General features: G+C 42.7%; 23 protein-coding genes and 1 pseudogene. 21 read left to right on the top strand and 3 right to left on the bottom strand.

Going from position 1 to position 22,499, the window contains the following annotated elements:
• Positions 1-199: 199 nt before the first annotated feature.
• The 7 genes and pseudogenes from V1225_RS10400 to V1225_RS10370 form a co-directional block, all read left to right on the top strand.
• Positions 200-1,039, top strand: a pseudogene (locus V1225_RS10400) (IS3 family transposase); the annotation flags it as partial.
• 275 nt (positions 1,040-1,314) lie between these two features.
• Complete coding sequence (locus V1225_RS10395; protein ID WP_338546355.1) at positions 1,315-1,983, top strand: Crp/Fnr family transcriptional regulator; 669 nt, start codon at positions 1,315-1,317, stop codon at positions 1,981-1,983.
• 92 nt (positions 1,984-2,075) lie between these two features.
• Positions 2,076-2,282 carry a 4Fe-4S binding protein gene (locus V1225_RS10390; RefSeq protein ID WP_160201330.1) on the top strand — a complete coding sequence of 69 codons (207 nt, stop codon included), beginning with the start codon at positions 2,076-2,078 and terminating at the stop codon, positions 2,280-2,282.
• A complete protein-coding gene (locus V1225_RS10385; RefSeq protein ID WP_338546354.1) occupies positions 2,279-2,869 on the top strand; it encodes a 4Fe-4S binding protein in 591 nt (196 codons plus the stop codon). The genes V1225_RS10390 and V1225_RS10385 overlap by 4 nt, the downstream gene beginning before the upstream one ends.
• Before the next feature lie 193 nt (positions 2,870-3,062).
• Complete coding sequence (locus V1225_RS10380) at positions 3,063-3,281, top strand: DUF4854 domain-containing protein (protein ID WP_338548177.1); 219 nt, start codon at positions 3,063-3,065, stop codon at positions 3,279-3,281.
• 196 nt (positions 3,282-3,477) lie between these two features.
• Positions 3,478-4,653: an MBL fold metallo-hydrolase gene (locus tag V1225_RS10375; RefSeq protein WP_338546353.1), complete on the top strand. Its 1,176-nt coding sequence runs from the start codon at positions 3,478-3,480 to the stop codon at positions 4,651-4,653.
• A gap of 21 nt (positions 4,654-4,674) precedes the next feature.
• Complete coding sequence (locus tag V1225_RS10370; RefSeq protein WP_338546352.1) at positions 4,675-5,280, top strand: class I SAM-dependent methyltransferase; 606 nt, start codon at positions 4,675-4,677, stop codon at positions 5,278-5,280.
• 71 nt (positions 5,281-5,351) lie between these two features.
• Here the strand turns inward: V1225_RS10370 and V1225_RS10365 are convergent, their stop codons facing one another.
• Complete coding sequence (locus tag V1225_RS10365; protein WP_161908438.1) at positions 5,352-6,485, bottom strand: M20 family metallopeptidase; 1,134 nt, start codon at positions 6,483-6,485, stop codon at positions 5,352-5,354.
• Between the two features lie 92 nt (positions 6,486-6,577).
• Here V1225_RS10365 and V1225_RS10360 point away from each other — a divergent pair, with 92 nt between their 5' ends.
• The 5 genes from V1225_RS10360 (at position 6,578) to sstT (ending at position 12,553) form a co-directional block, all read left to right on the top strand.
• Positions 6,578-7,423, top strand: a complete 846-nt coding sequence (locus V1225_RS10360; RefSeq protein ID WP_338546351.1) for a glycoside hydrolase family 25 protein — start codon at positions 6,578-6,580, stop codon at positions 7,421-7,423.
• Between the two features lie 31 nt (positions 7,424-7,454).
• Positions 7,455-7,946: a DNA-deoxyinosine glycosylase gene (locus V1225_RS10355; RefSeq protein WP_161908441.1), complete on the top strand. Its 492-nt coding sequence runs from the start codon at positions 7,455-7,457 to the stop codon at positions 7,944-7,946.
• An 86-nt stretch (positions 7,947-8,032) separates the two neighbouring features.
• Positions 8,033-8,899 carry a methylenetetrahydrofolate reductase [NAD(P)H] gene (gene metF / locus V1225_RS10350; RefSeq protein ID WP_160201338.1) on the top strand — a complete coding sequence of 289 codons (867 nt, stop codon included), beginning with the start codon at positions 8,033-8,035 and terminating at the stop codon, positions 8,897-8,899.
• A 21-nt stretch (positions 8,900-8,920) separates the two neighbouring features.
• Positions 8,921-11,308 (top strand): homocysteine S-methyltransferase family protein, encoded by a 2,388-nt coding sequence (locus tag V1225_RS10345; protein WP_251614522.1) that lies wholly within the window; start codon positions 8,921-8,923, stop codon positions 11,306-11,308.
• 36 nt (positions 11,309-11,344) lie between these two features.
• Entirely contained in the window at positions 11,345-12,553 is a 1,209-nt protein-coding gene (sstT, locus tag V1225_RS10340) for a serine/threonine transporter SstT (protein WP_251614520.1), read from the top strand.
• A gap of 83 nt (positions 12,554-12,636) precedes the next feature.
• Here sstT and V1225_RS10335 read toward each other — a convergent pair whose 3' ends face one another.
• Positions 12,637-14,052 (bottom strand): aminoacyl-histidine dipeptidase, encoded by a 1,416-nt coding sequence (locus V1225_RS10335; RefSeq protein WP_161908444.1) that lies wholly within the window; start codon positions 14,050-14,052, stop codon positions 12,637-12,639.
• A 165-nt stretch (positions 14,053-14,217) separates the two neighbouring features.
• On the opposite strand from V1225_RS10335, the gene V1225_RS10330 reads away from it, so the two are divergent.
• The 4 genes from V1225_RS10330 (at position 14,218) to rpmB (ending at position 18,128) form a co-directional block, all read left to right on the top strand.
• On the top strand, positions 14,218-14,754 hold the full coding sequence (locus V1225_RS10330) for a GNAT family protein (protein ID WP_160201342.1): 537 nt from the start codon (positions 14,218-14,220) through the stop codon (positions 14,752-14,754).
• A gap of 179 nt (positions 14,755-14,933) precedes the next feature.
• Positions 14,934-17,279: an anaerobic ribonucleoside triphosphate reductase gene (locus V1225_RS10325; protein ID WP_160201343.1), complete on the top strand. Its 2,346-nt coding sequence runs from the start codon at positions 14,934-14,936 to the stop codon at positions 17,277-17,279.
• A 6-nt stretch (positions 17,280-17,285) separates the two neighbouring features.
• Entirely contained in the window at positions 17,286-17,810 is a 525-nt protein-coding gene (nrdG, locus tag V1225_RS10320) for an anaerobic ribonucleoside-triphosphate reductase activating protein (RefSeq protein ID WP_160201344.1), read from the top strand.
• A 126-nt stretch (positions 17,811-17,936) separates the two neighbouring features.
• The gene (gene rpmB, locus V1225_RS10315) at positions 17,937-18,128 is read left to right on the top strand and encodes a 50S ribosomal protein L28 (protein WP_160201345.1); all 192 of its coding nucleotides are present in this window, start codon (positions 17,937-17,939) and stop codon (positions 18,126-18,128) included.
• Between the two features lie 260 nt (positions 18,129-18,388).
• On the opposite strand, the gene V1225_RS10310 is transcribed toward rpmB, so the two are convergent.
• Complete coding sequence (locus V1225_RS10310; protein WP_251614507.1) at positions 18,389-18,580, bottom strand: hypothetical protein; 192 nt, start codon at positions 18,578-18,580, stop codon at positions 18,389-18,391.
• A 175-nt stretch (positions 18,581-18,755) separates the two neighbouring features.
• Between V1225_RS10310 and V1225_RS10305 the strand changes: the two genes are divergently transcribed.
• The 5 genes from V1225_RS10305 to V1225_RS10285 all read left to right on the top strand — a co-directional run bounded on the left by V1225_RS10305 (position 18,756) and on the right by V1225_RS10285 (position 22,365).
• The gene (locus tag V1225_RS10305) at positions 18,756-19,214 is read left to right on the top strand and encodes a GNAT family N-acetyltransferase (protein WP_338546348.1); all 459 of its coding nucleotides are present in this window, start codon (positions 18,756-18,758) and stop codon (positions 19,212-19,214) included.
• A 121-nt stretch (positions 19,215-19,335) separates the two neighbouring features.
• Positions 19,336-19,530 (top strand): hypothetical protein, encoded by a 195-nt coding sequence (locus tag V1225_RS10300; RefSeq protein ID WP_338546347.1) that lies wholly within the window; start codon positions 19,336-19,338, stop codon positions 19,528-19,530.
• A 112-nt stretch (positions 19,531-19,642) separates the two neighbouring features.
• Complete coding sequence (locus V1225_RS10295; RefSeq protein WP_338546345.1) at positions 19,643-20,059, top strand: hypothetical protein; 417 nt, start codon at positions 19,643-19,645, stop codon at positions 20,057-20,059.
• Positions 20,046-22,088, top strand: a complete 2,043-nt coding sequence (gene recG, locus V1225_RS10290; RefSeq protein ID WP_338546343.1) for an ATP-dependent DNA helicase RecG — start codon at positions 20,046-20,048, stop codon at positions 22,086-22,088. Before V1225_RS10295 ends, recG begins: the two co-directional genes overlap by 14 nt.
• 73 nt (positions 22,089-22,161) lie before the next feature.
• On the top strand, positions 22,162-22,365 hold the full coding sequence (locus tag V1225_RS10285) for an alpha/beta-type small acid-soluble spore protein (RefSeq protein WP_160201351.1): 204 nt from the start codon (positions 22,162-22,164) through the stop codon (positions 22,363-22,365).
• The last annotated feature ends 134 nt before the right edge of the window (positions 22,366-22,499 follow it).

The raw sequence follows: 22,499 nt of genomic DNA, 5'->3' as shown, positions 1-22,499 counted from the left end.
ATTTGCAATAAAATAACAAATAAACGCGAGTAAACTTTGGGAATTGTTCAGGGTAAACGCGCGGAAGATTGTGAGAAATGTAACATTGACAAAAACTTTATTTTTTTGTATTTTTATCAACAAATATGCGTCAGGACAGTGATTTTTTCATCATTTTACCCTTTGATATTGACAGAGTTCTGATTATCAAGAACACAAAGATGCATTCAGCGTTAAGAAGATGGCTGAAGTACTACAGGTTTCAAAAAGCGGATACTATGATTGGCTGGGACGAGAAGCCTCAAACCGTGAACAAGAAAATCAGATGATTTATCATGATGTATTGGAACTATTTATTGCAAGTCGTATGTCAGCAGGAGCAAGACGTATTGCAAAGCAGTTAAGCCAGATGTATGGAAAAGCGATCAATCGAAAAAGAATCTCGCATATCATGCGAGAAAACGGATTAGTACCAAAAGGGAAAAAGAAGCATGTAGTTACAACCAATGCAAAAGATAGTGTGAATATTTTCCCCAATTTACTGAAACGAGACTTCACAGCAGAAGCAAAGAATCAGAAAATGGTCAGCGATACAACATACATTTATACAGAGGAAGGATGGCTTTACCTTGCTGCAATTATGGATCTTTATGGCCGTAAGATAGTAGGCATGGCAATCAGTGAGCGCAATGACAAAGAACTTGTGATAGAAGCATTAGAAGATGCAAAGAACCGAATCGGAAAGAAGCAGCTGGAGGGCTGTATTCTACATTCAGATCGTGGCAGCACCTATGCATCAAATGCATATATCGAAAAAATGAACGAATACAAAATGATTGGAAGCATGAGCAGAACAGGAAACTGTTGGGATAATGCGCCAATAGAGAGTTTTTGGGGACGTATGAAAGTGGAATGGCTGGATAGCTGCTACAAGACAAAAGAAGCCGCTATCAGCGATGTTTACGAGTATATTTGGGGATATTACAATCGGACAAGACTACATTCTACAAACGGATATGTCACACCAGAAATCTACTATTCCACGAAGGAAATTGCTTAATGCAATTACCCTATATTTGTGTTTGTGGACTATGTGTCCGAATTTTGGGAGCCATATTATTTTTGTCAATTTTGTCAACGCTGGAGAAGAATATGAATTTTCTATTGAAAGTGCTCGCTAATTTATTAACAAAAATACATAGACTCTAGAAATTTGTCAATGTCGTCATGCTGTTTGAAGATTTTCATGTGTTTACCCTGATGAATCCTAAAAAAAGAAGCATTGACAATGATTACCTGGGATAGTATGATAAAAAATTCTGGAGGTAAATGATTTTGAACGAGTTTGAAACAGCATATCAATCCTACTTTCCATTTTGGGAGGAGCTGACAGCAGCAGACCGCGCGCTTCTCTGCCAGCAGTCGTCCATTGTACGGTTTGAGAAAGCCCAGATGGTTCATGACAACAGCGGATGCACGGGGTTGTTTATCGTAAAAAGCGGGCGGCTCCGCTTATATATGCTCTCAGAGGAAGGAAAAGAGATTACGCTGTACAGGCTGCTTCCCGGGGAAATCTGCATGCTTTCAGCGTCCTGCGTGCTGGAAAGCATTACCTTTGACGTGTTTGTGGAGGCGGAGGAGCCCAGTGACTGCTATATGATTGCAGCATCCGCATTTGGTGAAATCAGCGCCAGGGTGCCGGCAGCAAAGATTTATGCACTGGAAACAGCAGTCGGCAGATTTTCAGACGTGATGTGGATTATGCAGCAGGTTGTCTTTATGAGTATGGATCAGCGTCTGGCGCTCTTTCTGCTGGAAGATGCAGGAATTAACGATCAAATGCTGATCACTATGACCCATGAACAGATTGCGCGGCATCTGGGCACGGCAAGAGAAGTGGTTTCAAGAATGCTGAAACGGTTTGCCGGGGATGGCGTTGTCGAAGTATCCAGGAAAGGGATACGGATTCTTGATATGAAAAAACTGCGGGACCTGGCGGGATGACAGGTTCCGTATTTTTTCGGTGACTTTGATCACGGAACGAAAGCAGAATTTTTGCTATCCTGGTGATAAGATAATAAGAGAGGGGAGTTTCCATGAAATCTAAGAAATATGCTGTGGTGGACAGCAGCAGGTGCGTCGCCTGCGGTACTTGTATGCTGGAGTGTCCTAAAGGCGCGATTTCCATTGTTAAAGGGTGTTATGCGTTCTGCGGCAGCGAAACCTGCGTTGGCTGCGGAAGATGTGCGAAGGTTTGTCCGACAGGCTGTATTACCGTGATCGAAAGAGGTGAGGTGCAATGAAAAAACCGTGGTACACATGGCTGTGGATTTGGTCCATCGTTTATTTTTCACTTGGATTTTTTAATATCTTGTTCGCGTGGCTGGGCATGATTGATTTTCTGCTGCCGCTAGGCTTTGCCATTTTTGGCGGTACCAAAGGGTTCTGCAACCGGTATTGCGGCAGGGGACAATTATATCAGAAATTAGGTGCAGGATGCCATTGTTCCCGCAACAGACCGACGCCCAATTGGATGTATTCTAAATGGTTTCGCTACGGATTTTTGACGTTTTTTATGACTATGTTTGGCAATATGCTGTTTCAGACCTATCTGGTGGCTGCCGGTGCAGGTTCGCTGAAAGAAACTATTAAACTTTTCTGGACGTTTCGGGTGCCGTGGGGCTGGACATATAGCCAGGGAACAGTTTCCGACTGGATTGCCCAGTACAGCTTTGGACTCTACAGCCTAATGCTGACCTCCCTTTTACTGGGACTGATCGTCATGGTACTTTATAAACCGAGAACTTGGTGTACCTTTTGCCCGATGGGTACGATGACACAGGGTATCTGTCAGCTGAAAAACAGAAACAAAGAAGAAAAGGCAACGTAATTCTAATTCTGGTACTGGCAGAATTTACAACAAGCGAATTGCCAGCTTTTAGCAAATCAATTAATCTTGAATCTTGTCGATGTTTGTAGTATAATAAAAATACTTTCGTTTGTTTCTTTGTGTGGTCAGGGATGGAGAAATGAAAGCAGAATACTTTGATATTAGTTAAAGGAGAAAGAAAAAAGAAAATACCATTATCTATTCTTTCAAGTATGATGAAACCTTTGATGAAGATGCTGTAGAACAGATGAAGTCTTACTTTGACGGTGCGATGGAGTCCATGGGCTCCGTATTCGAAAACATCGCAAAGAGCTGTCAGGAACAGACCGAAATTGACGGTATCACCGTACAGGTGCTTTACCTCAACGGCGATGACAGTGAAATTTACAACGAAACCTTTGAAGCAAAGTAAAGAACGGAACGAAGAGACTGCCTGTTACGGCAGTCTTTTTCTTATTATGTAGGAAATATCGATTTTTGATATTTCCGGAATATCAAGAAAGTCTACCTTTGAGTAGAATCGGCGTAGCCGACTTTCTTACCCTTTTTCTCGAAAAGAGACATAAGCCTTTACCTCTCCGCTTACAATGAAGCAGGGGGTGTGCATCTTGAACATAAAAATTTATCGGGGAACCCATCAGATTGGCGGCTGTATCGTGGGGGTTTCAACACGGCAGACGAGAATTTTAATCGATATGGGAAAACAACTTCCAGATACGAAGGGGAATATGCCGGCGGAAAATTTGTCCATCGACGATTCTTATGATGCAGTTGTTTTTACACATTATCACAACGACCATGTAGGTCTTTTAGAATACATTGCGAAGAATATTCCGCTCTATATCGGGCAGGCAGCAAAAGAAATACTTTTTTTAGAGAAAGAACAGGCGGAGAGCCCGCTGACAGACAGGATTAGTAAGATGCATACCTATCAGGAGGGGAAAACATTTACAATCGGAGATATACGAATCACGCCGATTTTGGCTGATCATTCTGCTTTTGACGCTTATATGCTGCTGATTGAGGCGGATGGAAAGAGCGTGCTGCACACGGGAGATTACAGGCTGCATGGTATCAAAGGTGCGCAGATGGAACAAAGGCTTGCAGCACTTTCTGAAACGGTGGATCTGATGATTACGGAGGGCACGAATTTGTCATATCAGAATCCTGTTACAACAGAAGAACGCAGATTGGGAGAAGCTGCAGGCGTACTGATGGAGCGGTTTGCCTATACTTTTGTCTTGTGCAGTCCAACCGATTTTGACAGGCTGGCGGTGTTTCACAAGGCGTCTCTTTCCAAAGGCGCATTTTTTTGCGACCCTTATCAGATGAAACTTCTCGAAACAGTACGGGAGTTTGATACAACGAACTCAAAGGAATACCAGTTTGAAAACAGCAAAGTGTATTTGGAGGCGTTGGCACAGCAGGTGCAGCAGGAAGGCGGTTTCTGCATGGCGGTGCGGGGCGAAAAATCCTTTGCGGAGGCGGTAAAACCGTATATAGAAAGGCACAATGAAAAATCACTGATGATTTATTCCATGTCGGAGGGATACTTGAAAAAACATAAGCAGACCTTGGAAAAGATGTTCGGTGGTTTTCGTTATGCGGTAAAACTACATACATCTGGTCATGCTTCAGAAGAAGCAATCTGGACTTGTGTCCGGCATGTGGCGCCGAAAAAAGTAATTCCCATTCATACAGAGCAGCCGGAAAAAATCAAGCTGGGCAGTATGCAAAACAGAGTGATTTTTCTTGCAGACGGGGAGGAATATGCTATACTGTAGAAAACAGCTTTTGGAGGAGTTATGAATGAAAATCTTTTGACACAAACTGTTTCTGTTGCTATGACAATCACTCGTTCCTATCTTCGGGAGGGGGATACTGCTATTGATGCTACTTGCGGCAATGGAAACGATACACTGACGCTGGCACAAGCGACAGGTATGGGCGGGAGAATTCTGGCCATAGACTTGCAGGAAGAAGCCATTCATGCAAGTCGGGAGCTTTTATCCGCAAACCAGATTGAGAATACAGAATTTATTTGCGGCAGTTTTGTGAATTTGGAAACGTACTGGCGTGCATGGAAGGAAAGAAATGAACAGAATGTGGCGGCTACGTTGGCACCTAAAGCGATAGTTTTTAACTTGGGCTATTTGCCTGGCGGCGATAAGAAAATGACCACCAAAACGGAAGATACATTGCTTGCGGTGCAGCAGGCGCTTTCCATCATTGCGCCAGGCGGAATCGTGACGCTGGTCCTGTACCCGGGACATGAAGAAGGGGCGAGAGAAAAAGACGCATTATTGAAATTTGCAGAGCAGTTATCTACGTCTCGTTTTCATACGGCACATGTAGACTTTCCCAACCAGAAGAAAAATCCGCCGGAAATTTTGTGGATTACAAAAAAGTAATGGTAGAAAATAGACAAGAAACAATGGCTGAACAGGAAACTTTGAGTGGAACTGAAAAGGTGCCGAGCGTATTAGCGCTCGGCACCTTTGATTAATGTATCAAACAGTTTGACGCCCTCAATGAGGACGGTGTCATCAAAATCATAGTTGTCGCTGTGGAGCGGAATGCCGCTGCCAGTTCCAAGGAAGAAGAAAATGCCTGGCATTTGCTGTTCAAAGAAAGAAAAGTCTTCTGCAATCATGACAGGTCTACGAAGTTCCACGTAGTTTAAATTCAGCAAAAGAGGTTTAGCCCGCTGGTACAAATCTTCTGTGTTGATTACAGCAGGGTGGCTTTTGCTGACATCCAGCTTGAATTTGATACCATAATGATGCTCCAACTCTTCGCCGAGATTTTTCATGGCATTAACCAATGTGTTCCACGTTTCCTCGGTGAAGGTTCGCATAGTACCGTCTAGTCGGCTGTAAGGGGAAATTGCATTACGAACAGTGCCGCTTTCCATTTTTCCAAACTTCAGAACGCAGCGTTCCTTTACGAAGAGAGACTTGAACATATAGATGTCGCTGATAAATTTGCAGGCGGCCTCCAGGGCATCTCGACCTTTTTCAGGTTCGCCGCAGTGGGCGCTGACGCCTTCAATTTCCACCTCTACGGAAGTGGACTTTGCCATCATAGGACCAGGGCGGGAAGCGATTTCGCCTTTGGAAAGCATAGGCCAAAGATGCAGACCGAAAATAGCTTTTATATTGTAATGGTCAAACAGATGAGTGCCGCAAATGCGAAGTGCGCCATCGATAGTTTCTTCAGCAGGCTGGAAGAGCAGCAGCGCATTGCAGGTCATTTTCCGACCTTCTTTGATGTAGCTGTCTAAAAGTTTTGCAAAACCCAGCATGATTGCCATGTGTCCATCATGACCGCACGCATGCATACAGCCCTCGTGAAGAGAAGTGTAAGGGGCACCGGTCTCTTCCTGAATCGGAAGCGCGTCCATGTCTGCGCGGAATGCAATGGTCTGTTCCTGTCCGAAATCAAAGTATGCAACAAGACCGGTCTTCACAATCTCATCTACTTGACAGGAAAGGGCAGACAAAATATTCTTTACATAAGCACTGGTTTTATAAACGTAGAACCCCAGCTCCGGAATCTGGTGAAGGTCTCTTCTGTATGTAATAATCTCTTGGGATAATTGGTCGAAATCTGTCATTGGTATACCTCCGTCCTATTTATAATAATGTAGAAGTGGGATATAGTCAAATGTTCTTTTACTAAATGGGAGAATTATGGTAAAATAGATTTATGAAAAAAAAGAAGAAAGTTGGAAAAAAATTAAAGAAAAATATGCCGACCCTTTCAAAGACCGCAAAACTTATCATAGCGGCAGCAGCGGTTTTTATGTTTGTGTGTACATTTTCCATATTTTATGTGGTTCTTGGAAGTTACGACGGACTTGGACTGCCAAGATCTATGCCGGAGCATGATTATCAACTGAGCGGTATCTCAAAAGAAAAGGGAAGACTTTCCTATGAAGACGACAACTTCAAAACGGTGGCGGGTATAGATGTTTCCTATTATCAGAAAAAAATCGATTGGAAAAAGGTTAAGGCGGATGGTATTGATTTTGCCATGATTAGATTGGGATACAGAGGCTATGAAGGCGGAGATTTGACGCTGGACAGCCGCTTTAAAGAAAATCTTTCCGGTGCGAAAAAGGCGGATATCCACGTGGGCGTATATTTCTTTTCGCAGGCGGTGACCGTAGAGGAAGCGGTAGAGGAAGCCAAGTATGTGATTCGCCACATCAGAGGAAGAGGCGTGACCTATCCGGTGGTCTTTGATATGGAGCCAATTTCCGGCGCCCATAGAATCGACGATTTAAGCGTGCTGGATAAAACTGAAATTGCCGACGCATTTTGCCGGATTATTGAGAGAAACGGCTATACGCCGATGATTTATGGGAATCCAACATGGCTTTTGGAAAATCTGGATTTGCGCTATCTGACCCGTTATGACATTTGGCTGGCTCACTACACCGATGAGACGGATTATGCCGGCAAATTCAAATTTTGGCAGTATACAGACAGCGGCAAAGTGAAAGGCATTAAAGGAAAAGTAGATTTGAACCTGATGTTTAAGGAAAAATAAATAGAGAAAATAGAAGAAAGGAACTGACTTTATGGCAGATTATGAACATGTGGTGCAGACTTTTGCACCAGTATACGATAAAGACTCCACGGTGCTGATTTTAGGCACGCTGCCCTCTGTAAAATCCAGAGAATCCTGCTTCTACTACGGACACCCACAGAACCGTTTTTGGAAAGTTCTTGCAGAAATTTTTGAGGAACCGGTTCCTCAGACAATTGATGAAAAGAAGGGACTGCTTCTTAGAAACAGAGTGGCGATTTGGGATGTGGTAGAGAGCTGCGATATCATCGGATCTTCTGACAGTTCTATCAAAAATGTGACAGCTGCTGATGTGGCAAGTCTATTACAAGAAACAGGAATAACGAAAGTTTATGCAAACGGTGGACTGGCAAAGAAGCTTTATGACAGGTTTCTCGCAGAAAAAACAGGTGTTGCAGCTGTGCAGCTTCCATCAACCAGTCCAGCCAATGCAAGATTTTCACTGACAGATTTAGTAAATGAATGGAAGCAGATTCAGTTTTAAAACCGATTCTGTTTTAAAAGTATTGAAAAATATAGTTTGTGGGTATACAATAAAGAGTAAAAATATACGAATAGGAAGGTAAAGATGTGAAATTAGCAGAATTATTTAATCAGGAAAAGACAATCTTCTCTTTTGAGGTTTTCCCTCCAAAGAGAAATAATCCAATAGAAACCATTTATCAGACCTTAGATGAACTGCAGGAAATTAAACCGGACTTCATCAGTGTTACATACGGTGCAAGCGGAAGCCTTGCGGATAATTCTACCTGCGAAATTGCCTCAGCAATTAAGCAGAAGTACGGTATTGAGTCGGCAGCACATCTGACCTGCGTAAACTCTACCAAAGAAGAGGTATCTGAAGTTCTCCGCAGATTGGCAGACAACGGCGTAGAAAACATTTTGGCGCTTCGCGGTGATTTAGTGCCGGATGTGCCGCCTAAAAAGGAATTTAAGCATGCCAGCGAATTAATTACCTTTATTAAGGAAACCAAGGATTATGATTTTGGCATTTCCGGCGCATGCTATCCGGAGGGACATTTGGACAGCAGAAATCAGGTAGAGGATATTCTTAATTTAAAGAAGAAAGTTGATGCTGGTGCGCAGCATTTGATTTCTCAACTGTTCTTTGACAATGAGGTGTTTTACGATTTTGTGGACAAGGCAAGAATCGCTGGGATTAATGTACCGATTGAAGCGGGAATTATGCCGGTCACCAATAAAAAGCAGATTGAAAGAATGGTATCTTTATGCGGTGCCAGCTTGCCGAGAAAATTCACTAAGATGATGTCCAGATATGAAAATAAGCCTGAGGCTATGAGAGATGCGGGCATTGCTTATGCTGTAAATCAGATTGTAGATTTGGTGTCTCAGGGTGTGGACGGCGTACATCTTTACACCATGAACAATCCGTACGTTGCAAAGCGAATTAGCGAAAGCGTAAAATCTTTGTTTTAACGAGAGAAGAGAGGCAAATCATTGAATAAATTACTACAGTTATTTGAAGGAAAAGAATTTATATTTTTAGATGGGGGAACCGGAACACTTCTGCAGCAGCAGGGGATTGAAATTGGCAAGGTGCCGGAGGTTTTGAATTTCACGCATCCTGAGCTGATTCAAAAGATTCAGCGTTCCTATATTGAGGCGGGATCTGACGTGATCTGTACCTGTACCTTTGGCATCAGCGAGCATAAAATTGCTGGCTGTGGCTATTCTGTGGAGGAACTGATGGCGGAGGCTGTCAAGAATGCGAAAGCAGCGGCAGCAGGAACTGGCGCAAAGGTTGCGCTGGATATCGGACCAATCGGCAGAATGCTGGAGCCTAACGGAAACCTGTCCTTTGAGGAAGCATACGATATGTTCAAGCGGCAGATTCTGGCAGGCGTCGGCACGGATTTAATTATCATAGAAACAATGACCGACCTTTACGAGGCAAAGGCCGCACTTCTTGCAGCGAAAGAAAACACGGACCTTCCTGTCATCTGTACTATGACTTTTGAAGCCAATCAGAGAACTTTTACGGGAACGGAAGTGCGGGCGATGGCAATGACTTTGGAGGGGCTTGGCGCGGATGCAATCGGTATGAACTGCTCCCTTGGACCGGATGAGTTTAGGCCGCTGATTGAGGAGCTTTCTAAGTGGACGACTCTTCCGATTGTTTCAAAGGCAAATGCGGGACTTCCTGATCCTGCAACTGGTGCCTATCACGTGTCAGCAGAGGAATTTGCTATATCTACTGCGGCGCTGATTCCGTACGGCGTAAAGCTGGTCGGCGGATGTTGCGGCACGACGCCGGAGTTTATCAAAGCTTTGAACACTGCTTTGGCGGATAGGAAATACTGCCTGCAGGATCCGGATATTCCACCGGCAGTCTGTACCCCGGAAAAGACTGTCATCATCAATCAGCCGAGAGTCATCGGAGAGAGAATCAATCCGACCGGCAAAAAGAAGCTGAAAGAAGCACTGAAAGCAGGGGATATGGACTATGTGCTGTCGCAGGCAGCTGACCAGATTCGTGATGGCGCAGAAATTCTTGATGTCAATGCTGGCGTACCTGGAATAGACGAGAAAAAGGTTATTGTAAACATTGTGAAAGCTCTGCAGGGTATCACTGATGCACCGCTGCAGATTGACTCAGGAAATCCTGCAGTCATTGAAGCGGCTTTAAGAGTCTATAGTGGCAAGGCGATTGTAAATTCTGTCAACGGCGAAGAAAAGTCCATGGCACAGATTCTTCCTCTTGTAAAGAAATATGGCGCTGCTGTAGTGGGATTGACTTTAGACGAGGATGGAATTCCAAAGACTTGTGAAAAGCGTATTGAAATTGCGCAGAGAATTTTGGACAGGGCTTTGGCGCTGGGTATTCCGAAAAGAGATATTTATATAGACTGTCTGACCCTGACCGTTTCTGCAGAGCAGGAAAACGCTGCAAATACGCTTACTGCAATCAGATATATCAAAGAAACCATGGGATTGAAAACTGTTCTGGGCGTTTCTAATATTTCCTTTGGACTGCCGAATCGTGCCCTGATTAACCATAACTTCCTGCAGATGGCGCTGACCGCTGGTCTTGACCTTCCAATTATGAATCCGGGTGCTCCGGATATGATGAGGGCTGTGGCGGTCCATAAGCTGATTATGAACGTGGACAAAGGCGCAAAGGACTATATCGCTAAGTATAGTGAAGAAATTGGAACGGCGGCACCAACTGCTGCACCTGCAGCAAAACAGTCCAAAGCCGCTGAAGAAGTCAGCGGAATCGAATATGCGATTAATAATGGTCTTGCAGCGAATTGTAAGCAGCTCATTTTGGAAGAACTGAGGACAAGAGAACCTATAGATATTATCAATAATACTTTGATTCCAATTTTGGACAGGGCAGGAAAGGATTTTGAAACAGGCAGAATCTTTATTCCGCAGCTCATGCTGTGCGCTTCGACTGCGCAGAGCGCTTTTGAGGTAATCAAAGAGCGAATTGTAAGCAGCGGAACACAGCAGATGTCCAAGGGAGCTATTGTTATTGCGACGGTGCAGGGCGATATTCATGATATCGGAAAAAATATTGTCAAGGTAATTTTGGAAAATTATGGTTATGATATTATCGATCTTGGTAAGGATGTAGATCCCAAGCTGATTGCAAAGACCGTAGCAGACAAAGGAATTAAGCTAGTTGGGCTGTCAGCACTGATGACCACGACACTTCCTTCCATGAAAGAAAGTATTCGCCTGATAAAGGAGACTACACCGGACTGTAAGATTATGGTTGGAGGCGCTGTTTTAACAAAAGATTACGCTTTGGAAATTGGCGCAGACTACTATGTAAAAGACGCAACTGATTCTGCCAATGTGGCGAAAGGCGTTTTTTAAATATAAAGGACATACATGTCGGATTAGGAGGAACAAATGAAAAGATTATTGCAGGGCTGGAATAAAATCAGCCTGGTACAGCAGATTATCATTGGGCTAGTAATCGGAATCATCCTGTCTCTCTCGCTTCCAAATCAGGTTTCCGGGATTGCCGTCTTAGGAGATTTGTTCGTTGGAGCACTAAAAGCCGTAGCGCCGATATTGGTATTCTTTCTGGTAATGGCAGCAATTTCTCAGCATAAGACAGGACAGAAGACGAATATGAAATCCATTATTGGACTGTATCTTGTGGGCACTTTTTTAGCTGGTACTGTGGCTGCTGTTGCAAGCTTTATTTTTAAAGTACAACTGGTACTGACTGACACTACCAGCGATGTAGCGCCTCCAGGCGGTATTTCAGAAGTGCTGAAGAATTTAGTTTTTAACATTGTCGCAAATCCGGTGGATGCATTGCTCAATGCCAACTATATTGGTATTTTAACTTGGTCTTTGCTCCTTGGCATTGCGCTGCGCGGGGCGAGCGGTTCAACTAAGGAAATGATTTCTAATGTGGCAGATGCTATCTCTCAGCTTGTCAGATGGATCATCAAGTTTGCGCCTCTAGGCGTGATGGGCTTAGTATTTAACGCGATTGCTACCAGTGGAATTAAGACGCTGCTCAGCTACGGTCAGTTGATTCTGTTGCTGGTTGGAACCATGTTTTTTGTGGCTCTGGTTGTCAACCCAATCATTGTGTACGTAATGACGGGAAAAAATCCGTATCCGCTGGTACTGAAGTGTCTGAAAGACAGCGGTATTACCGCTTTTTTCACAAGAAGTTCTGCTGCCAATATTCCGGTAAACATGAAGCTTTGCGAGGAGCTTAAGCTGGATAAAGACACTTATTCTATTTCTATTCCGCTGGGTGCAACTATTAATATGGGTGGTGCGGCGATTACTATCTCTATTCTGACCTTAGCTGCAACCCATACCTTGGGTGTAGAAGTGGATTTTGTTACAGCTTTGATTCTGTGCATTTTGTCTGCTGTCAGTGCGTGTGGTGCCTCCGGCGTTGCAGGCGGCTCGCTGCTTTTGATTCCACTGGCATGTTCGCTTTTTGGTATTCCAAATGAGTTGGCTATGCAGGTGGTAGGTGTTGGTTTCATCGTAGGTGTCATTCAGGATTCTTGCGAAACAGCTCTGAATTCGTCTACAGATGTGTTGTTTACTGCAGCCGCGGATATTGCAAGCAAAAGAAAAAAATAAGATAATCCCTCACATATATATAAAAGGCATGCTCGGCAGTGTATTCACTTTCGGCATGCCTTTTATATATGTTGTTTCTAATGTTACGATTCGCTCTCTTCTGTGTGTGGCTGATTCAGAAGGAAGGTGAGAATGGTACCTGTATATCGTTCCAGTTTGTCTTCGTTGAAAGATATATTAATGATATTGCAATTTTTGTTCTTTTCGTATACGTAAGAGGTGTTCGTAGAAGGAACACAGTCCTTAAATTCCATCTGTGCGTTAGCGTAATCCCGGAATGCCTTAATAATTGCTCGGGCAAAATCAGAATCAGCGTCTGACTGCCAGCCGTCTTGTGAAGAGACTTTCTTGTAGTTGGCATTGGCAAGCCCGCAGATAATCTGATACTGATTATCTATCTCAGATAGAACGGATTCAGACAGGCTGTTAGCTGTTGCTGAAATGGTGTACACGCCGTCTTTTTCTTTCATGGAGCCGATACTGGAGATAGAGATGAGATTATCATCTTCGTCTTTATAGTATACGCCGTCAATGAGGGTATACAAAAGACTGATGGTATCGTTAAGACTTTCTTCCGTCATGACGCGCTTTGGAAGGTCGACTTCTTCGTAAGTGTAAGTCGCTTCTGGGTAATCTTCCAGATAATCATCGTTAAAGTTTTCAATGGCAGTTTCCATTCTAGCTTCAAACTTGTCGGTATCATCCTCGTCAATGACGATAGTGGCAGAGACAGATTTTGGATAAGTGTTTGCGTTGCTGCCTCCGCTGACCTTGGAAAGTTCATAAATCAGGGCGTTGGTTTTAAAATATGCCAGAAGATTTCCAAGTTCCTTGATTGCATTTGGATAGGAGGAAATGCGGGAGCTTGGTATACCGCCCGGAAGACCGCCGATTTTAATGCGATAGGCTTTGTCATTGGAAGGCTCTGTATAGGAAACCTTAGTAGTAAAGCGGTAGGTGGATCTGCCACCGGTGTTAGTGGACCACATGTTTCTGTCACTGTAGTTGAGACAGAATACGCTAGTATTATCGGTAAAGTAATTTTTGCTTAAGGCCTTGATTCCGTCGTAGCTGTGACCGGAATCGTTAGTAAAAATAATACGAAGTTTTCCTGTATTTTCGTTATTTTTTGCAAGATATAATGCACATGCCATAGGGATGATGCAGTCCTCAAACTGCTTTGCATCATAGGAGCAGAGGATAACAGTAGGGTTTGCTTCTTTATATTCTTTACTTGATTTCACACTCATGATAACGTTCTGACTACTGTCTGTAGTGCAATTAATACCTTTTTGCTTTGCCCAGCTTAAAAGATAGTCGCGAATCGCTTCATCTGAAGTCAGCGTTGCTGCAGAGTCTTCTAAATCGGTCCGGTAAGCGACAATCTTTTCTTGAATTTTGACTGATAAATCTTCTTCTTCCTCAGCACAGCCACTGAGTGAAAAAAGAGATGTTCCAATCAAAGAGAGCAGCAGTATGAATGGTACCAGCTTCTTCATTAGTAAATCTCCTTTGTGTCATTGTATTTATTTATTTTTGTTTTTTTTTGAAATAATCATTTATTTTACATAAAAAATCATATATAATGATACCATAAATAAGGACAAATTAGTAGTTTTTTTGAAAAACTTCACACAATCTTAAGAATTAACGGGAGATAAAAGATGGAATCAAAGAGTTTAATCATTAGGGAAACGGTATTTGATGACTGCCAGTATTTTGCGGAGTGGGAGACGCTTCCGGAAGTGACGGAGTTTTTTACCATAGATGAAGGCAGGTCTTATGAAGAGATCGTTACGGAGTATGTCAAATATAATCTGGATCCCACGAAGATGCAGTTTACTATTACAGAAAAACCAGAGGATAAACCTATCGGAAAAATTTATCTTTCCAGAATTGACACGCATGATGACTCGCTGGATGTCACCAGAATTTATATTGCAGATCCGTCTAAACGCGGAAAGGGATATGGGGAAGAAGCACTTCGCCTGATTTTGGAGTATGCTTTTATCAACCTGCATATGGAAAGGGTCACTATTGACCACTTTGAAGCAAATAAGATTGCCGCTTCTTTGTACGAGAAAGTAGGATTTAAAAACGAGGGTCTCATGAGGAATGCCGGTAAGAAAAATGGAAAATATATCAATCTTCAGTTAAAGTCCATGCTGAGAGCAGAGTACTACGAGAAACTTCATAAATAAGTAGCAGGTTGAACTGATTGAAATGAGCACATCGAGAATGATGTGCTTTTTAACTGCTTTGTATTTTTTTTAATTATTGCTGTTTAGAGGTTGACCTTCCGTGGTAACAATAGTATAATCACTTTGGGAAAAATTGAAAAAAGTACTAGATATTGTGGATGTTAAGGAGAAATTGCGAAATGGAAAGCATCATGAAAATTGTCAAGAGAGACGGCAGAACAGTCAATTTTGATGTAGAGAAAATAACAGAAGCTATTTTTAAAGCGGCTCAGGTACTGGGTGGTAAGGACAGAGATATGGCAGCATATCTTGCCAGACAGGTGGAACTTTATCTTCTGGAAATCTGTCACAATGCAACGCCTACTGTAGAGCAGATTCAGGACGCTGTCGAAAAGGTTTTGATTGAAGCAGGGCATGCTAGAACAGCAAAGGAATATATTCTTTATAGAGCAGAACGTACCAGGGTTCGTGATATGAACACCAAACTGATGCGCGTTTATGAAGATTTGACTTTTAAAGAAGCAAAGGATAATGACGTAAAGCGTGAGAATGCTAATATCGACGGAAATACCGCGATGGGAACTATGCTCAAATACGGTTCCGAAGGTTCCAAGGAATTCTACAAGATGTACGTCATTGATCCGAAATACGTAAAGGCACACGAAAATGGTGATATTCATATTCACGATATGGATTTTTATACGCTTACTATGACATGCTGTCAGATTGACCTTGTAGAGCTGTTAAAGGACGGTTTTTCCACAGGTCACGGTCATCTGAGAGAGCCAAACAGCATTGAAAGCTATGCGGCTTTGGCATGTATCGCGATTCAGTCGGATCAGAATGACCAGCACGGCGGTCAGTCTGTGCCAAACTTTGACTATGGCATGGCACCAGGCGTTCGTAAATCTTTCATAAAGCTTTACTACAGAAATTTAGGAAAGCTCCTTGAGGGAATTTGTGATATAGAGGACGGGGCAGCCAAGACAAAGGCTATTACTGCAACTATCAAAGAAAAGTACGGCGTTGCCCCTTGCATGGCATGGGACAACAATTATCTGGAACTTGAGGCAGAATCTTTGAAAGAATATGCTTCTTCTGAGGAGATTGTAAAGCTGCAGAAGATGGCGAAGAAATTTACAGACAAAGAAATCAGAAGAAAAACCTATCAGGCGATGGAAGCATTGATTCATAACCTGAACACTATGCATTCCAGAGCAGGGGCACAGGTGCCGTTCAGTTCTTTGAACTACGGGACCGATACTTCTCCGGAGGGACGTCTTGTCATGGAGTGCATCATGAAGGCGACAGAAGCTGGTCTTGGCAACGGTGAAACTCCGATTTTCCCGATTCAGATTTTCAAGGTAAAAGAGGGCGTTAGCTATAATCCAGAAGATCCGAACTACGACCTGTTTAAATTGGCGTGCAGGGTATCTGCAAAGAGACTGTTTCCAAATTTTTCTTTCTTGGATGCTCCGTTTAACCTACAGTACTACAAAGAAGGACGGCCAGAGACTGAATGTGCATATATGGGTTGCAGAACTCGGGTTATCGGAAATGTGCATGACCCGTCCAGGGAAATCGTATACGGAAGAGGCAATCTTTCTTTCACCTCTATCAACTTGCCGAGACTTGCTATTAAGGCAAAGGGCGATATAGATATTTTCTTTGACGGTCTTGATCATATGATTGACACTGCCATCGGCCAGCTTAATGAAAGATACAAGATTCAGTGCCTGAAGAAAGTCAAGAACTTCCCATTCCTCATGGGACAGGGCGTTTGGATTGACTCCAAAGGCTTAAAGCCGGACGATACAGTGGAAGAAGTACTGAAACACGGCACTTTAACCATAGGCTTTATTGGTCTTGCAGAAGCGTTAAAAGCATTGCTCGGCGTACATCACGGAGAATCTGAGGAAGCTGAGAGGCTGGGGCTTGAAATTGTGGCATATATGAGAAAGCGTATGGATGAAGAAGCAAGAAAGACTGGTCTCAACTGGTCTCTGATTGCAACTCCTGCGGAGGGACTTTCCGGCAGATTTGTTAGAATTGATAAAGAAAAATACGGTGTGATTCCGGGTGTAACTGATAGAGATTATTATACCAATAGTTTCCATGTACCGGTTTACTATGATATTAATGCTTTCGATAAAATCAAAAAGGAAGCACCGTTCCATGCCCTGACCAACGGCGGTCATATTTCTTACATTGAACTGGATGGAGATCCGCTGAAAAATGTGGATGCCTTTGAAAAGGTTGTAAGATGTATGAAAGAAAGTGGTGTAGGCTATGGTTCTATCAACCATCCAGTAGATAGAGATCCTGTATGCGGCTATACGGGCATTATTGATAATGAATGCCCGGCATGCGGACGCAGAGAAGGGGATGGCAATCCTGATTTTGAAAGAATCAGAAGAATCACTGGATATCTGGTAGGAACCATGGATCACTGGAATGATGCAAAAACCTCCGAGGAAAAGGATCGTGTAAAACATGGAATCGGAGAAGGGTTTGAAAGAATCTAATAAGCTATGGAACATAACAATGAACAAACTCTGCGCATTGCAGGGGTCGTAAAAGAATCAATTGTTGACGGACCGGGTATCCGGTTCGTCGTTTTCAGTCAGGGCTGTCCACATCACTGTCCAGGCTGTCACAATGCAGTTACCCATGACTTTGAGGGCGGCTACGACTGCAGCATAGAGCGAATCTTAGCAGAAATCGATGCCAATCCTCTTTTGGACGGCGTGACTTTCAGTGGAGGAGAGCCTGTTTGTCAGCCGGAAGGATTTCTCATACTTGCCAGGGAAATTAAAAAGAGAAACCTTTCCATTATCATGTATTCCGGCTATACTTTTGAGGAGCTCCTTGAAATGGCAAAGGCACACTTGCCGCTTTCAGAACTCCTTGCTGCAGTGGACATCCTTATTGATGGAAAGTATGAGGAAAGCCTGCGAGACTTGACACTACTGTTTCGAGGCAGCAGAAATCAGCGGGTTATTGATCTTACAGCTTCATTATTTGCAGGCAGGGCAGTAATCTTGGAAAATTTCTAAGGTATTTGTGAAAAAATACTTGTAATTACTATAGAAACTGTGATATAATATCGCTTGTTCGATGTGAACAGATTTAAAATGAAGAAATGCAAGACATGCTTAACATATTATAAGGAGGTGCGGTAGATGTCAAGAAAATGCGAAATTTGCGGAAAAGGTCAGGTTTCTGGAAACGCTGTTTCCCATTCCAACAGACACACTAGAAGAAAGTGGAATGCAAACATTCAGACTGTAAGAATCAATGACAATGGTACAGTAAGAAGAGCCAATGTATGTACAAGATGCATCAGATCAAACAAGATTAACCGTGCCATCTAATGAGGCGATGAGAAACCCACTGAATTCAGTGGGTTTTTTGTTTATGACCTAACCCAATTTGCAATGCAAATTGATGGTAGGTCAACTGAAGAATTGCATTCCGGCTAAAGCCGGGCAATTCCTGTATGACACCTTCTAACGATTCACAGTGTGAATCGGGATAGGTGTTCAAACGCGAGGCTTCTCTGTAAAGACGAGCCGAAGGCGAAGGCTGAGCAGCAAGAAGCTACGGCGATACCTAACCCAATTTGCAACTTGTATCATTTTCTTAGAAGACTGATGCCGCAGATGACAAGTACCGCACCGAGGAGCAGAATCCAGGCTTTTGGCGGAAGAAAAAAGGCGAAGACCGTGATTACGCCAAATACAAGCAGAATAAATCCAATATCCCTGGCTTCTTTATAATGGCAGAAAGCCTTTCTTTTTTTATTGCAGTTATGATAATTTCCCATAAAATTCACCTGACTTTATTTTATGCGAAAGAGGGGAAACTGGTGACTGCTTTTTATGGATTTGTGGAGAAAGACAGCAGGAAACGTCAGTAAAAGTTGCATGACGATGGACCTTGTGTTATGCTTTAGCAAGGAGAAGTCGATATATCGGAAGTTGTGGAGAGGCGATTACAACATGGAAATCATAGCATATGAAATGAAATATGTAAAAGATGATATTGCAAAAAATAGTATCGAGTGTGTCCCGTATGACGAGAAGTATTTTCAACAATACATGAAGATATACAATGCTTGCTTTTATGAAATGCGAAAAGCACTTGATATTAAGCCATATAATTTCTTGAGTGACTATAAACAGATTAGTGAAAAAGATAAGGATATTTTTTTACTTGCAAGCGGAGATGAAATTATTGGTTCTGTCGCATGTTGTGGAAGCGAAATAGATGATTTGATAGTCAATAAGAAATTTCAAAATAGAGGATATGGAAAACAACTTTTATTGTGGGGGATGAACTATATTCGCCAAAGCAGCAATGAGCCTATTTCTCTACATGTTGCTAAATGGAATGAAAAAGCTTTAATGCTGTACGAAGAAGTTGGATTTGATATTATCAATATTGAGAGAGTACGGTAAATTCCAGCTTTTCAGGAAGGTACAGTTTGCAAACCATACCGGCGACAGAAAATACTTGCGGTAGTTTCTTTTGGAGGGTAAACTATACATAACATGCGAATTTGCAGGAAAGGAAAGTAACATGGGCATTATTAGAAATATTTTAGCTGCAAGAAAGCTGATCAAAGAAGCTGAAGCTGAAGCAAAGAAATACAAAGAAATGAAAGAGGAAGAGTTTTATGCTTTAGGCGATGATGAGTTCTATGAAGGTGTTACATTCCTATTCTATCGAGAGATTGGAAGATTGTGCAGAGCTGTTGCAACGTCAGCCTTTTGACGAATTTGATGACGCATACTATGCATTATATGAAAAAGAGCCATTATGTAACAAAATGGCAGAGTATATGAAAAAACAGGAAATAGGTAGAGAAATTTAAAGAGGTGCTCCATTGACTATATTAAAAGAAACAGAATTAGGTGATATTTCTATTTCTGATATCATGTTTGCTCAGGTGATATCGGAATGTTTTAAAAGTGAAATTTGTTCGGGTCGTGTTTTTCCTGCAACCAAAAAAGGACGACAGATTGGTAATGACCAGAAATACAGTATTAGCGAATTTGCGGGTCATATCGAGACTGGGAAAAGTTTTGACGGAGAAAGTGTGGATTTGGCGTTTTCTGTTATTGTTAAATTTGGAACCAGCATTCGCAGTCTGACCGATGCGCTGGGTGATGATATTGCAAATCAGCTTGAGAAGAAACTGGGGCAGAAGCCGAGACAGATTGTCATTCGTATTACTGGCGTAAAATCCAGACAAATTGCAAGAAGAAATTTAGAGGTAATTAAACGATATGCAGCTCACTGATAAAATAGATACTTTAAAAGGCATCGGTCCCAAAAAAGCGCAGAGCTTTGTCAAGGCAGGCATTCAAAACTTAGAAGATTTGCTATGCTTTTTTCCAAGAAAATACGAGGATAGAAGAGAAGTGATTCCGATGGAATCTTTGCAGACAGGCAAAGATGCGCTGGTCTGCGGCAAAATTCTTTCAAGACGCTATTCAGGAAATCCATACAAAAAAAATACGCCGTTGACCTTGCTGGTTGCCGATGAAACTGGCACTGTTGAAGTAGTCTTTTTTAATGGCAGATATATTGCGAATCTTTTCAATATCAATCAGGAATATACCTTTTACGGCAGGGTGACTGCTAATTATGACAGAATGCAGATGGTACACCCGGAATTCCACAAGAAAGGAGATCCTTCAGATGTTCGAGGGATTATTCCGGTCTATCCAATCATTTCCGGCATTTCTCAGAACGAAATCCGAAAACTGCAGAAGCAGATTTCGGCGCTTTACGAGAATATGACAGAATGGCTGCCAGAAGAAATTATTCAGGAAAACAGACTGGCAAGCGAAGCCTTTGCTCTGGAAAATATTCACTTTCCAAAGGATGCAAAACGTATGCTGCAAGGGAAGTTCAGACTGATTTTTGATGAACTTTTGACGCTGGAAACAGGTCTTTTCTATATTAAAAATGAAACTCGAAAGGACACCGGCGGTATCGTTATCGACGGCGGGAAGGCTGAGCCGTTTATCGAAAACCTGCCTTTTACGCTTACGGAGGGGCAGAAATCCGTTTGGGAAGATATGAAGAAAGATTTAGTTTCCGAGAAAGTAATGAACCGGCTGATACAGGGCGATGTAGGAAGCGGAAAAACCGTGGTGGCGGAGATGGCAATGTTTGCAGCAGCAAAATGCGGATTCCAAAGCGTTATGATGGCGCCGACGGAACTCCTTGCTAAGCAGCATTTACAGTCTCTGACGAAGGATTTTGCGCCTTACGGTATAGAAACAGGTCTTTTATGCAGTTCTATGAAAGCGGCAGAAAAGCGGTTGACGCTGGAAAAACTTTGCAGAGGAGAGATTCAGGTACTGGTTGGTACCCATGCGGTGATTCAGCCTGACGTAAAATTTAAAAATTTGGGCATGGTAATAACAGATGAGCAGCATAGATTTGGTGTTAATCAGAGAAGTTTACTGTCAAAAAAAGGGGAAAATCCTAATATTCTTGTCATGACAGCGACGCCGATTCCCAGAACGCTTGCGGTGATTCTTTATGGAGATTTGGACATTTCTCAGATTAGAACTATGCCGAAAGGACGAAAAGCCATCAAGACCACTCTGTTTCATGGCGATGAACGAGGCAGAGTCTACGGCTTTGTGAAAAAGCAGCTGGCAGCCGGCAAACAGGCTTATGTGGTGGCGCCTCTAATTGAAGAATCAGAGAAGGTGGACGCAAAATCTGCCGAGGAACTTCACACGGAACTTTCTGCCAAATTGAAGGGCTTTCAGGTGGCGCTTGTGCATGGCGCTATGAAACAGGAAGAAAAAGATTTCATTATGCAGGAATTTGCAAAGGGATATATTGATGTGCTGGTTTCTACAGTTGTTATCGAAGTCGGTATCAATGTGCCCAATGCTACGGTTATGGTCATCGAAAATGCAGAGCGTTTTGGACTTGCTCAGCTGCACCAGCTAAGGGGCAGAGTCGGCAGAGGTGACGATCAGTCTTATTGCTTCCTTATAAGCGGCTCTGACAGCGAAGTAGCAAAAGAGAGAAATCAGATTATGTGCAGCACGACTGACGGTTTTGAAATTGCAGAAGCGGATTTGCGGCTTAGAGGTCCGGGCGAGCTCTTTGGAACCAGACAACACGGACTTCCGGAAATGCACTTAAGCGACCTTGTGCGTCATGCAGATGTTTTGGAAAAAGCGAAAGACGCTGCGAAGAAAATCATTGACAGCGATCCGAATCTTGAGGCGGGCGAACTGCAAAAGCTGAAACAGCGCATACAGAAAATGTTCGGCGAGGACATAAAACTGGAACTGTAATTTATCCAAAAATTACAAGACATATAAATCTCCTGACGGGTTAAATTAATAACGTAAACAGGAGGTGAAAGATATGAATTTACAGCAGAAAACAAACAGTGCCAACGTAAAACCGGCATTAAACAACCTGAAAACTGAGGTTGCAAACGAACTGGGTCTGTCCAACTACGAACAGGCTGACAAGGGTAACATGACTGCAAGACAGAATGGTTATGTAGGTGGCTATATGACTAAGAAGCTTGTAGAAATGGCTGAACAGCAGTTAGCTGGAAAATAACGATTACGTTGTAACTCACACTGGAGAAGGGGCTATCTCAATTATTTTGAGATGGTCCTTTTTCGTTGCTTTTTCTTCTAATTGATAGAAACGTTTGCCCTGAGCGCGAAGTTGTGATATAATTTCATAGTTAA

Origin of the sequence: Emergencia sp. JLR.KK010 (assembly GCF_037018265.1) — a bacterium.
Classification (GTDB): Bacteria; Bacillota; Clostridia; order Peptostreptococcales; family Anaerovoracaceae; genus Senimuribacter; species Senimuribacter intestinalis.
The sequence above is the reverse complement of the archived record's forward strand: the minus strand, read 5'-3'. Positions and strand labels throughout refer to the sequence as shown.

Bases quoted from the DNA above. Each gene is read 5' to 3' on its own strand.
- V1225_RS10390 (WP_160201330.1), top strand. From the start codon at position 2,076: ATGAAATCTAAGAAATATGCTGTGGTGGACAGCAGCAGGTGCGTCGCC.
- V1225_RS10385 (WP_338546354.1), top strand. From the start codon at position 2,279: ATGAAAAAACCGTGGTACACATGGCTGTGGATTTGGTCCATCGTTTAT.
- V1225_RS10370 (WP_338546352.1), top strand. From the start codon at position 4,675: ATGAATGAAAATCTTTTGACACAAACTGTTTCTGTTGCTATGACAATC.
- V1225_RS10365 (WP_161908438.1), bottom strand. From the start codon at position 6,485: ATGACAGATTTCGACCAATTATCCCAAGAGATTATTACATACAGAAGA.
- V1225_RS10360 (WP_338546351.1), top strand. From the start codon at position 6,578: ATGAAAAAAAAGAAGAAAGTTGGAAAAAAATTAAAGAAAAATATGCCG.
- V1225_RS10355 (WP_161908441.1), top strand. From the start codon at position 7,455: ATGGCAGATTATGAACATGTGGTGCAGACTTTTGCACCAGTATACGAT.
- sstT (WP_251614520.1), top strand. From the start codon at position 11,345: ATGAAAAGATTATTGCAGGGCTGGAATAAAATCAGCCTGGTACAGCAG.
- V1225_RS10335 (WP_161908444.1), bottom strand. From the start codon at position 14,052: ATGAAGAAGCTGGTACCATTCATACTGCTGCTCTCTTTGATTGGAACA.
- V1225_RS10330 (WP_160201342.1), top strand. From the start codon at position 14,218: ATGGAATCAAAGAGTTTAATCATTAGGGAAACGGTATTTGATGACTGC.
- V1225_RS10325 (WP_160201343.1), top strand. From the start codon at position 14,934: ATGGAAAGCATCATGAAAATTGTCAAGAGAGACGGCAGAACAGTCAAT.
- nrdG (WP_160201344.1), top strand. From the start codon at position 17,286: ATGGAACATAACAATGAACAAACTCTGCGCATTGCAGGGGTCGTAAAA.
- rpmB (WP_160201345.1), top strand. From the start codon at position 17,937: ATGTCAAGAAAATGCGAAATTTGCGGAAAAGGTCAGGTTTCTGGAAAC.
- V1225_RS10310 (WP_251614507.1), bottom strand. From the start codon at position 18,580: ATGGGAAATTATCATAACTGCAATAAAAAAAGAAAGGCTTTCTGCCAT.
- V1225_RS10305 (WP_338546348.1), top strand. From the start codon at position 18,756: ATGGAAATCATAGCATATGAAATGAAATATGTAAAAGATGATATTGCA.
- V1225_RS10300 (WP_338546347.1), top strand. From the start codon at position 19,336: ATGGGCATTATTAGAAATATTTTAGCTGCAAGAAAGCTGATCAAAGAA.
- recG (WP_338546343.1), top strand. From the start codon at position 20,046: ATGCAGCTCACTGATAAAATAGATACTTTAAAAGGCATCGGTCCCAAA.
- V1225_RS10285 (WP_160201351.1), top strand. From the start codon at position 22,162: ATGAATTTACAGCAGAAAACAAACAGTGCCAACGTAAAACCGGCATTA.